This window comes from Streptomyces alboflavus (assembly GCF_000716675.1).
Lineage (GTDB): Bacteria > Actinomycetota > Actinomycetes > Streptomycetales > Streptomycetaceae > Streptomyces > Streptomyces alboflavus.
The window spans coordinates 1-10,706 of sequence record NZ_JNXT01000117.1 but is presented as its reverse complement, the minus strand read 5'-3'; the positions used below and the strand labels follow the sequence as shown (position 1 = coordinate 10,706).

The window sequence follows — 10,706 nt, the reverse complement described above, 5'->3', positions numbered from 1 at the left end:
TCGGGGTATCAACATATCTGGCGTTGACTTTTGGCACGCTGTTGAGTTCTCAAGGAACGGACGCTTCCTTTGTACTCACCCACAGAACATTCTCTGGGGATTTCCTCCGGGCGCTTCCCTTCGGTGTTTCTTTTGTTCTTGCGTTTCCGACTCTATCAGATCTTTCCGGCTTCCCGTTCCGATCCGATTTCCTCGGCGCTTTCCAGGTCTTCGCTTTCGCGTTTTCCTTTCCGGCGGATCCGACTTTATCAGAAGTTTTCAGCCGGTCTGACCGGCTCGGCTTTCCGATTCATCGGGGTGGCTTCTCGATGAAATGAGATTCAAGAAGCAGGCAGATTTTAACTGCCGCGCTGCGAGCTGTCCAGCTCTAGGCAACTGTTCGAATCTACCTCCCCGGGCCTGCCATGTCAATGACTTTTCCGGGGCGAAGAGGAGACTAGCAGCTCAGAGGCGACGTGCGCACATCACGCGGCAGTGGGCACCGTGGCGCTGCGCTCGTGCTCTTCCACATCGCCCGTTTCGCCTTCGCGCGCGGCTCGCCCGCCGAGGACGTAGACGTACACGAGGAATGCCGCCTCGGCGGCGATGCCGATGCCGATGCGGGCCCAGGTGGGGAGGCCGGAGGGGGTGACGAAGCCTTCGATGGCGCCGGAGATCAGGAGGACCAGGGCCAAGCCGATGGCCATGCCCAGGGCCGCGCGCCCCTCCTCGGCCATGGCGGTGCGGCGGGTTCGTGGGCCCGGGGCGATGAGGGTCCAGCCCAGGCGGAGACCGGTACCGGCGGCTACGAAGACCGCGGTCAGCTCCAGGAGGCCGTGCGGGATGACGAGGCCCAGGAAGGTGTCCAGGCGGTCCGCCGAAGACATCAGGCCGATGCCGACACCCAGGTTGAGCATGTTCTGGAAGAGGATCCAGACGACAGGGAGACAGAGGAACGCACCCAGGACCAGGCACATCGCTGCTGCCTGGGCGTTGTTCGTCCACACCTGGGCTGCGAAGGACGCCGCCGGGTGGCTGGAGTAGTACGTCTCGTACTCGCCTCCGGGGCGTGTGAGGTCGCGCAGTTCCGAGGGGGCCGCGATCGAGGACTGGACTTCGGGGTGGGTGCCGATCCACCAGCCGATCACGGCGGCCAGGGCTATGGAGAGCAGGGCTGTGGGTACCCACCAGTGGCGGCTGCGGTAGACCGCAGCGGGGAAGCCGTGCGTCAGGAAGCGGGTGGCGTCTCTCCAGGAGGCGCGGCGTGCGCCCGTCACGGCACTGCGGGCGCGTGCGACCAGCTGGGTGAGGCGGCCGGTCAGCTGCGGGTCCGGGGCGCTGGACTGGATCAGCGAGAGGTGTGTGGCCGTGCGCTGGTAGAGGACAACCAGTTCGTCGACCTCGGGGCCGGTGAGTCGGCGTTGGCGCCGCAGCAGGGTGTCCAGACGGTCCCATTCGGCCCGGTGTGCGGACACGAAGACGTCGAGGTCCATCGGTTGGCTGCTCCTCGGCTTCTCGTACTGCGGCTCTCGTGGTGCGGCGCGATCGATAGTCAGCTTGGCAGACTGGCGGTTCCGGGGGCAGCGATGGGAAGGGCGGCAGGCGTGAGTGAGCTGGTGACGGGCGAGGCGGTGGCGCTCGAACTGCGTCCCGCGAAGTTGCCGAGTCGTGCGCTGGCGGTGCTCATCGACATGGTCGTGGCGTGGTCGGCGTACTTGGCCGTGACCTTGGGGTTGCTGGCCGCGGCGGGGTCGCTCGACGACGCGGCGGTGGCGGCGATCGCGGTGGCGACGTTCGTGCTGGTGCTCGTGGGTGTGCCGATCGCCGTGGAGACCCTCAGCCACGGGCGGTCGCTCGGGAAGCTGGCGTGCGGGCTGCGGGTGGTGCGGGACGACGGCGGGCCGATCCGGTTCCGGCACGCGCTGGTGCGCGGGGCGGTCGGGGTCGTGGAGATCCTCATGACGTTCGGGGTCGTCGCGTGCATCGCCTCGCTGGTGTCGGAGCGCGGGCGGCGGCTCGGGGACGTGTTCGCGGGGACGCTCGTCGTACGGGAGCGGGTGCCGGCGGGGCGTACCGAGTACGTGCCCGCGCCGCCGCCGTGGCTCGTGGGACGGTTCGCGGAGCTGGATCTGTCCGCGGTGCCGGACGGTCTTTGGCTGGCCGTTCGCCAGTACCTGACGCGGATGGGGCAGTTGGATCCGCAGGTCGGCTGGGCGATGGCGGAACGTCTCGCCAACGATGTGGTGGCGCGGACCGGGGCTCCGGCGCCGGAGGGCGTGCCCCCGGCCGCCTTCCTCGCCGCCGTCGTGCACGAGCGGCAGGCGCGGGAGGCCCGGCGGGCGTTCGGGGAGCAAGGGGTGGGGGTGGCTCCTGTGGCTCCTGTGGCTGGTGTGCCGGGTGCGGTTGGTGCGCCTGGGGCTTGGGCAGGGCCCGGGCAGCAGCCCGGCTCGTTCTCCCCTCCGGCCCCTCCCGCGTACGCCGACCCGCGCTCCCCCGCCCCTCCGGCGTCGTACGGACCCCCGGCCGCCGCGCCCGCACAGCCGCCGCAGCCCGCCGCCGGGCCCGCACCGACTCCGCCCCCGGCATCCGAGGAACCCTCCCGGCCCTCGACCGGCTTCGTGCCGCCCGCGTGAACCGGCACCGGAGTCCGGCCTAGAGCCCGTCCGGCGTAGGGCCACGCCCGCCCGAGGTCGCGCCGCCGCGCACCTCGGCCTCGGCCGGATAGCCAAGACTCGGCCGGATAGCCGCGCCTCAGCCGAACACCGACGGCGGCGTCTCCAGGTTCTCCAGCTCGATGCCGGGGGCCGCGAGAACGACGTCGCCGGTGAGGTGGACGGTGTGCTGTTCGCCCGTGTCCAGGGCTGTGACCTGGTATTCGTCCACAGTCAGCGGGCCGTTGTCAGTGGCGTGTGCTTCGCTTTTCAGCAGGGCCCAGGACTGGTCGAGGGTGCGGGGAGCGAGGACCGGGTCCGTGAAGGCGACCAGGCGGACGCGGGTCGCGGGGGAAGCGGGGGCGAGCCGCAGCAGCCGGGCGGTGGCGACGAGGAAGGCGGGGGATGTGCCGGTGATGGCGTGAGCGGGGGCGTTGCGTTCGTCGGCGTGTGCGCCGGTGGCGTCGGTCCGGACCCAGGTGACGCCGTCCAGGGCGGCGGCGCGCACCTGCCAGCCGGAAGCGTGCAGTTCGAGTCGGATGGGGCGGCCGAGTTCGTCGATGGCCAGGTCGACGGAGCCCGCGTGGTCGCCCGAGGGGGTGGTGCGCTGGGCGACGTAGCGCCAGCCGGAAGGGCCGGGCGCGCAGTGGAAGTGTTCTTCGCCGAGGGGGGTGTGATCGTGCGGATCGTGAAGCGAATATCGGCCGCGGGGCATGGTGCGTGGTCCTTGTCGGGCGTGGGGCAGATCGCCCCGGCGGGCGCCGCCACGGAGGCAGGCCCCCGCCCCGGTGGGCGAGGGCCTGCTGGAGGCGTACTGCCGGGCGGCCGCCGTATGTGACCGGGCCCCGTGTCGGGGTGTCCCGTGGCGGGGCGGTCGCGGTGGCGGCCGGGGCCGGGATCAGTAGCGGTAGTGGTCCGGCTTGTACGGGCCCTCGACCTGGACGCCGATGTACGAGGCCTGCTCGGGGCGGAGCGTCGTGAGCTTCACGCCGAGCGCGTCCAGGTGCAGGCGGGCGACCTTCTCGTCGAGGTGCTTGGGGAGCACGTAGACGTCGGTCGGGTACTCGTCGGGCTTGGTGAACAGCTCGATCTGGGCCAGGGTCTGGTCCGCGAACGAGTTGGACATCACGAAGGACGGGTGGCCGGTGGCGTTGCCCAGGTTCAGCAGGCGGCCCTCGGACAGGACGATGAGGACCTTGCCGTCGGGGTGCGTCCAGGTGTGGACCTGCGGCTTGACCTCGTCCTTGACGATGCCCGGGAGCTTCGCGAGGCCGGCCATGTCGATCTCGTTGTCGAAGTGGCCGATGTTGCCCACGATCGCCTGGTGCTTCATCTTGGCCATGTCCGAGGCCATGATGATGTCCTTGTTGCCGGTCGTGGTGATGAAGATGTCGGCCGTCTCGACGACGTCGTCGAGCGTCGTGACCTGGTAGCCGTCCATCGCGGCCTGCAGGGCGCAGATCGGGTCGATCTCGGTGATGATCACGCGGGCGCCCTGGCCGCGCAGGGACTCGGCGCAGCCCTTGCCCACGTCGCCGTAGCCGCAGACGACCGCGGTCTTGCCGCCGATGAGGACGTCGGTGGCGCGGTTGATGCCGTCGATGAGGGAGTGGCGGCAGCCGTACTTGTTGTCGAACTTCGACTTGGTGACGGCGTCGTTGACGTTGATCGCCGGGAAGAGGAGCTCACCGTCGCGCTGCATCTCGTACAGACGGTGGACGCCGGTCGTGGTCTCCTCGGTGACGCCGCGGATCTCCGAGGCGAGCTGGGTCCACTTCTGCGGGTTCTCGGCGAGCGTGCGGTGCAGGGTCTGGAGGATGACACGGTGCTCGTCGGACTCGGCGGTCTCGATCGCGGGGACCTTGCCGGCCTTCTCGTACTCGACGCCCTTGTGGACGAGGAGGGTGGCGTCGCCGCCGTCGTCCAGGATCATGTTCGGGCCGCCGGTGGGCGTGTTCGGCCAGGTCAGGGCCTGCTCCGTGCACCACCAGTACTCCTCCAGGGTCTCGCCCTTCCAGGCGAAGACCGGGATGCCCTGGGGGTTGTCCGGGGTGCCGTTCGGGCCGACGGCGATGGCCGCGGCGGCGTGGTCCTGGGTCGAGAAGATGTTGCAGGACACCCAGCGGACGTCGGCGCCGAGGGCGACCAGGGTCTCGATGAGGACGGCGGTCTGCACGGTCATGTGCAGGGAGCCCATGATGCGGGCGCCGGCGAGGGGCTGGCTGGCGGCGAACTCCTTGCGGATCGCCATCAGGCCGGGCATCTCGTGCTCGGCGAGGGTGATCTCCTTGCGGCCGTAGTCGGCGAGGGAGATGTCGGCGACCTTGAAGTCGTGGCCGTTGGCGGCAGTCATTCTGAGCTGCTCCTCGTGATTGGTCGAGGGTGGGCATGGCTGACCTGCGGCGTCGGGGCACAGGGGTGCACCGCCGCACGCAGCGCAGTCCGTCGGAGGCCCTCTCTCCCTCGGCCGGTCCAGGAGCGGACCGCCCGACCGCCATCAGCAGCGACGTCTGGCACTGTCACGAATCTACACCGATTGGCGCAGCGCGCCCCAGCCCGCCTCGTGCCGGACTGTGGCCGAATCGAGGACGGAACAAAGGTCCTGAGACCCCGCCGAACCGGGACCTTTGCGCTTTTGAACTGGTCTGCGGATGTTGCAGGATGCCTGGAGATCGGGTGCGTGCGCGCGATCGATTTTGGCCAAGGCGTTAGGAGATCCACGTGACCAGTCCGGCCGACCCCGTGGCAGGCGGGGACCCCAGTGGGCACCCACGCCTGAAGCTGCTCGCGGTGACCGCGTGTCCGACAGGCATCGCCCACACGTACATGGCGGCGGAGAAGCTCCAGCAGGCCGCCGACCGTCAGGGCATCGAGATGAAGGTGGAGACGCAGGGCTCCATCGGGGCCGAAAATGTATTGACTGACAACGATGTCAGAGATGCCGACGGCATCATCGTCGCGGCCGACAAGGATGTGGACCTGGCGCGGTTCGCGGGCAAGCGGGTGCTGTCCGTCGGGGTCTCCGAGGGCATCAGCAACCCGGAGCGCCTGATCGAGCAGGTGCGGAGTGCCCCCGTGCACGGCGGCGGGGGCGGCGCCGGTGGGGCCGCGTCGGCGGGCGGCGGCGGGGGCGCGGGCGGCGGGCGGGAGCGGAGCGTCGCGTACAAGGCGCTGATGAACGGCGTCTCGTACATGATCCCGTTCGTCGTGGTCGGCGGTCTGCTGATCGCGATCTCGCTGTCGCTCGGCGGGCACACGGACCCCAAGGGGGGTCTGGTCATCCCCGACGACTCGTTCTGGATGCATGTGAACCAGATCGGGGTCATCGGGTTCACGCTGATGGTGCCGATCCTGTCGGGGTACATCGCGTACGCGATCGGGGACCGGCCCGCGCTTGTGCCGGGCATGATCGGCGGGTGGATCGCCAACACCGGTGAGCTGTACGACTCCAAGGCGGGGGCGGGGTTCATCGGGGCGATCGTGACCGGGTTCCTGGCCGGGTATCTGGTGCTGTGGATCAAGAAGGTCAAGGTCCCGAAGTTCGTCCAGCCGATCATGCCGATCATCGTGATCCCGATCCTGGCGACGAGCGCGCTCGGGCTCTTCTTCATCTACGTCATCGGCAAGCCGATCTCGTGGGTGTTCGAGCATCTGACGGACTGGCTCGGCGGGATGACCGGGACGAGCGCGATCCTGCTCGGCGCGATCCTGGGGCTGATGATCGCGTTCGACATGGGCGGGCCGGTCAACAAGACGGCGTTCCTGTTCGGCGCGGGGCTCATCGCCACCGGCAACCAGACCGTCATGGGCATGTGTGCCGCGGCGATCCCGGTGATGCCGCTCGGCCAGGGCCTCGCGACGCTGATCCGCAAGCGGCTCTACAGCGAACAGGAGCGGGAGACCGGGCTCGCGGCCTTGTTCATGGGCATGTTCGGGATCTCGGAGGGTGCGATTCCGTTCGCGGCGGCGCGGCCCGCGCAGGTCATTCCGGCGAACATGCTGGGCGGGGCGGTGGCCGGTGCGGTCGCGGGGCTCGCGGACGTGAAGGACGCGGTGCCGCACGGTGGGCCGATTGTGGCTGTGCTCGGGGCCATTGGGGGTGTGCCGATGTTCTTTGTGGCTGTGGCCATCGGCACCGTGGTCACGGCGCTGACGACTGTGGCGTTGGTGGACATCAGTGAGCGGCGACGGCGTGGTGAGCCGCTGGTCGGCGGGGCTGGCGGGCCGGGTGGGGCCGAGCCGGCGCTTGCCGGAGTCGGGGTCGGCGCAGGTGCGGGTGCCGGCGCCAGTGCGGGTGCCGGTGCGGGTGCTGCCGTCGCGGGCGGTGGCGTGGCCTCGGGGGCCGGGTCTCCCGAGAAGTCCCCTGCCTCGCCTGCCCCTTCGCCCACCCCCTCGGCGGCCCCTTCGGCGGCCGGTGGCGAAGTCCTCTCCGGGTATCTGACCGAGCAGACCGTCAAGGTCCAGCTCGCGGCCGACGAGAAGGAGGCCGCGATCCGGGAGATGGCGGGGCTCCTCGCGCGGACCGGCAAGGTCGGTGACGTAGAGGAACTGGTGCAGACCGCGCTGCGACGCGAGGCGCAGGGCACCACCGGCCTCGGTGAGGAGATCGCGATCCCGCACGCCAAGACGGACGCGGTGACGGCCCCCGTCGTCGGCTTCGCGCGGTCCGCCGAGGGGATCGAGTGGGGGTCGCTCGACGGTACGAAGGCCAAGTTGATCTTTATGATCGCCGTGCCGGAGGCTGCCGCGGGTGATGAGCATCTGCGGATTCTGGCGATGCTTTCGCGGAAGTTGATGGACACCGCGTTCCGGGAGCGGCTGGTGGCGGCGCCGGACGAGGCGGCGATTCTGGAGGTGCTGCGCGAGGTGCGGTGAGCTGCCCCTCGCACAGCGGAAGGGCCCCGCACCGGACTGGTGCGGGGCCCTTCACGGATTGCCCACAGGGCAGAACGGCGACCCCTCAGTGGCCGCCCGGCGACTTCGCCGGGTTCGTGCCCGTCGCCGCCGCCTCCGCGTTGTAGATGTCCGGCTCCAGGTAGATGACGCGGGCGATCGGGACGGCCGCGCGGATGCGGTCCTCGGCGGCGTTGATCGCCTCGGCCACCTCGCGGGCCGTGTCGTCGTGCTGGACGGCGATCTTGGCGGCGACGAGGAGTTCCTCGGGGCCGAGGTGGAGCGTGCGCATGTGGATGACGCCGGTGACGGTGTCGCCGTCGACCAGGGCCTGCTCGATCTTCGCGACCTCTTCGGTGCCCGCGGCCTCGCCGAGGAGCAGCGACTTGGTCTCGGCGGCGAGGACGATCGCGATGAGGATGAGCAGGACGCCGATGCAGAGGGTGCCGATGCCGTCCCAGACGCCGTCGCCGGTGGCGAGGGCGAGGCCGACGCCGCCGAGCGCGAGGATCAGGCCGACGAGCGCGCCGAGGTCCTCCAGGAGCACGACGGGCAGCTCGGGGGCCTTGGCGCGGCGCACGAACTGGGTCCAGGTGAGCTTGCCGCGCAGGGCGTTGGACTCCTTGATGGCCGTACGGAAGGAGAAGGTCTCCGCGATGATCGCGAAGACCAGGACGCCCACCGGCCAGTACCAGTGCTCGATCTCGTGCGGGTGCTTGATCTTCTCGTAGCCCTCGTAGATGGCGAACATGCCGCCGACGGAGAAGAGCACGATGGAGACCAGGAACGCGTAGATGTAGCGCTCGCGGCCGTAGCCGAAGGGGTGTTGCGGGGTCGCCTCGCGCTGGGCCTTCTTGCCGCCGAGGAGCAGCAGGCCCTGGTTGCCGGAGTCGGCGAGCGAGTGGACGCTCTCGGCGAGCATCGAGGACGAGCCGCTGAAGAGGAACGCCACGAACTTCGCCACCGCGATCGCGAGATTGGCGGCGAGTGCCGCCACGATCGCCTTTGTTCCGCCTGACGCACTCATGTGTGCCCGATGTCCCTTCGCCTGCGTCACTACGCGTTGCCCACGCCCGGGCGCTGCACGGCCCGGCCTTTGCGGTGGGTCATTGTTGCAGCACCGGAGGCATGCGGCGGGTCAGGCGACCACAGTGGCGCGGAAAACCGTGCCGGTCCCGGACACTTCGGCCTTTTCACCCGCGGGGACGAACGCCGACTCTCCGGGTGCCAGGGCGAGGTCGCCCGCGTGGACCGTGCCCGCCGTGCAGAGCAGGATCTGCGGGTTCTCGGCGGTGAGGTCGTGGGTCGCGCCGCCCTCGGGCAGGACGAAGCGGGACAGCCGGAACTCGTCGATCGGCGTCTCGTAGACCTCCTCGCCGTCGGCCGACGCCTCGGGGCGCAGCACCCCGGGGTCGCTGGCCTCGAAGCGGACGACGCGCAGGAGTTCGGGTACGTCGACGTGCTTGGGGGTGAGGCCGCAGCGCAGCACGTTGTCGGAGTTGGCCATGATCTCCACGCCCAGGCCGTCGAGGTAGGCGTGCGGGACTCCGGCGCCGAGGAACATGGCCTCGCCGGGCTGGAGTTGGACGTGGTTGAGGAGCATGGCGGCGATGACGCCGGGGTCGCCGGGGTAGTGGCGGGCGATCGAGGCGTACGAGGCGTAGTCGCCGCCGATCCGCTCGGCGGCGGCCGCGGCCTCGGTGACGGTCTGCGCCATGTCGTCGGGGTCGGCGGTGAGCACGGCCGTCAGGACCTCGCGCAGCGCGGCCTCCTCGGGCTTGGCGTGCAGCAGGTCGACGTACGGCTTGAGGGAGTCGACGCCGAGGCCCGCGAGCAGGTCGGCGGCCTCGGCGGGCGCGCGGAAGCCGCAGAGCCCGTCGAAAGGCGTGAGCGCGCAGATCAGTTCGGGCTTGTGGTTGGCGTCCTTGTAGTTGCGGTGCGGGGCGTCGACGGGGACGCCGCGGCGCTCCTCGTCGTCGTACCCGTCCTTGGCCTCTTCCAGGTTCGGGTGGACCTGGAGGGAGAGGGGGGCGCCGGCGGCGAGGATCTTCAGGAGGAAGGGCAGGCGCGGGCCGAACTTGGCGACGGCGCGCGGGCCCAGCTCGCGCGCCGGGTCTTCGTCGATCACCTCGTTGAGCGGGCCGCGCTCGGTGCGCGAGGGTGCGCCGGGGTGGGCGCCCATCCACATCTCGGCCTGCGGCTCGCCGGTCGGCTGGGCGCCCGTCAGCTCCGCGATGGCGGTGGTGGAGCCCCAGGCGTAGGGGCGGACGGTGTTGGTGAGGCGGTCCACGGGGGAGGTCTCCCTTACGGATGGTGCGGGTACGCGGGTGCGGTCGCCCCGGCCGGGGCGGTCACCCGTGGTCGGCGTGCGGTGCTGGCCGGCGTGCGGTCACGTCGGACACGCGTCGCGGTCGGCGCGCGGTCACGTGGGGCACCCGGCGCGGTCGGCGTGCGGTCATGATCGGCTCCCGGAGGCGAGCGTCAGGTAAACGGCCGCGAAATCCGTGATGGCGATCAGCTCGGCGAGGCGTTCCAGGTCGCTGCCGTCCTCCGGTTCCAGCTCGCTGAGCGGGGTGTCGTGGCTGTGGGCGAGCTCGCGGGCGGCGGGGGCCGCGGTCAGGCCGCCGGCGTCGGCGGGGCGCTCGCGGAGCAGGACCACGCGGGCGCGCAGCGCGGCCGGTTCCTCGACGCGGTCGCGGAAGAAGTCGTCTCCGTCGGCGCCGCCCGCGATGCCGCCGCCCGCGAGCAGCGCGGCGTGCGCGGGCAGAGCCTCGGGCAGCTCGGCGGCGAGCGCGGCGTGGCCCGCGAGTTCGGCGAGGGCGGCGGCGAAGCGGCGGCCCGCCATGCCCGCGGTCTGGCCCTCGCTCCAGATCAGCGGCAGCGACTCGGACAGCTCCACGGCGAGGGTCTTCGCGGGATTGCTGTACGTCGTGATGGCCGGGCCGCAGCGCTCGGCGACGTCGTCCAGGCGGTCGGCGACCTTCTGCAGGGTGTCGACGGGGGCGGCGATCAGGCCGGTGCGGTCCAGGAGGACGAGCAGCGGGGTGAGCAGGGCCCAGAGGGTGCCGGGGGCGGCCGCGGGGGCCTCCGGCGGGTCGTGGTGCGGGGAGGTCAGCGGGCCGCGGTCCTCCGGTACGCCGTGGGCGGCGCCGGGGCGGCCGAGGGTGGCGGGGCTTCCGGGGG

At 70.8% G+C, this 10,706-nt stretch carries 9 protein-coding genes; 3 read left to right on the top strand and 6 right to left on the bottom strand.

Annotated features, from left to right (window positions below; genetic code table 11):
* A partial coding sequence (locus tag OO63_RS44375) for a hypothetical protein (protein WP_169786671.1) occupies nt 1–317 on the top strand: 317 nt, incomplete at its 5' end.
* Between the two features lie 147 nt (nt 318–464).
* On the opposite strand, the gene OO63_RS40730 is transcribed toward OO63_RS44375, so the two are convergent.
* On the bottom strand, nt 465–1,472 hold the full coding sequence (locus OO63_RS40730) for a stage II sporulation protein M (protein WP_030363258.1): 1,008 nt from the start codon (nt 1,470–1,472) through the stop codon (nt 465–467).
* 111 nt (nt 1,473–1,583) lie between these two features.
* Here OO63_RS40730 and OO63_RS40725 point away from each other — a divergent pair, with 111 nt between their 5' ends.
* Entirely contained in the window at nt 1,584–2,612 is a 1,029-nt protein-coding gene (locus tag OO63_RS40725; protein WP_199819561.1) for an RDD family protein, read from the top strand.
* A 118-nt stretch (nt 2,613–2,730) separates the two neighbouring features.
* Here the strand turns inward: OO63_RS40725 and OO63_RS40720 are convergent, their stop codons facing one another.
* Nucleotides 2,731–3,345, bottom strand: a complete 615-nt coding sequence (locus OO63_RS40720) for a hypothetical protein (RefSeq protein ID WP_030363260.1) — start codon at nt 3,343–3,345, stop codon at nt 2,731–2,733.
* Nucleotides 3,346–3,528: 183 nt separating this feature from the next.
* Nucleotides 3,529–4,983, bottom strand: a complete 1,455-nt coding sequence (gene ahcY, locus OO63_RS40715; protein WP_030363261.1) for an adenosylhomocysteinase — start codon at nt 4,981–4,983, stop codon at nt 3,529–3,531.
* A 368-nt stretch (nt 4,984–5,351) separates the two neighbouring features.
* Between ahcY and OO63_RS40710 the strand changes: the two genes are divergently transcribed.
* Nucleotides 5,352–7,505 (top strand): fructose-specific PTS transporter subunit EIIC, encoded by a 2,154-nt coding sequence (locus OO63_RS40710; RefSeq protein ID WP_030363262.1) that lies wholly within the window; start codon nt 5,352–5,354, stop codon nt 7,503–7,505.
* Nucleotides 7,506–7,590: 85 nt separating this feature from the next.
* Here the strand turns inward: OO63_RS40710 and OO63_RS40705 are convergent, their stop codons facing one another.
* The 3 genes from OO63_RS40705 to OO63_RS40695 form a co-directional block, all read right to left on the bottom strand.
* Nucleotides 7,591–8,550 (bottom strand): cation diffusion facilitator family transporter, encoded by a 960-nt coding sequence (locus OO63_RS40705; RefSeq protein WP_030363263.1) that lies wholly within the window; start codon nt 8,548–8,550, stop codon nt 7,591–7,593.
* Nucleotides 8,551–8,661: 111 nt separating this feature from the next.
* Nucleotides 8,662–9,813, bottom strand: a complete 1,152-nt coding sequence (manA, locus tag OO63_RS40700; RefSeq protein ID WP_030363264.1) for a mannose-6-phosphate isomerase, class I — start codon at nt 9,811–9,813, stop codon at nt 8,662–8,664.
* A 165-nt stretch (nt 9,814–9,978) separates the two neighbouring features.
* The coding region (locus OO63_RS40695) for an SIS domain-containing protein (RefSeq protein WP_282916687.1) at nt 9,979–10,706 on the bottom strand (728 nt) is incomplete at its 5' end.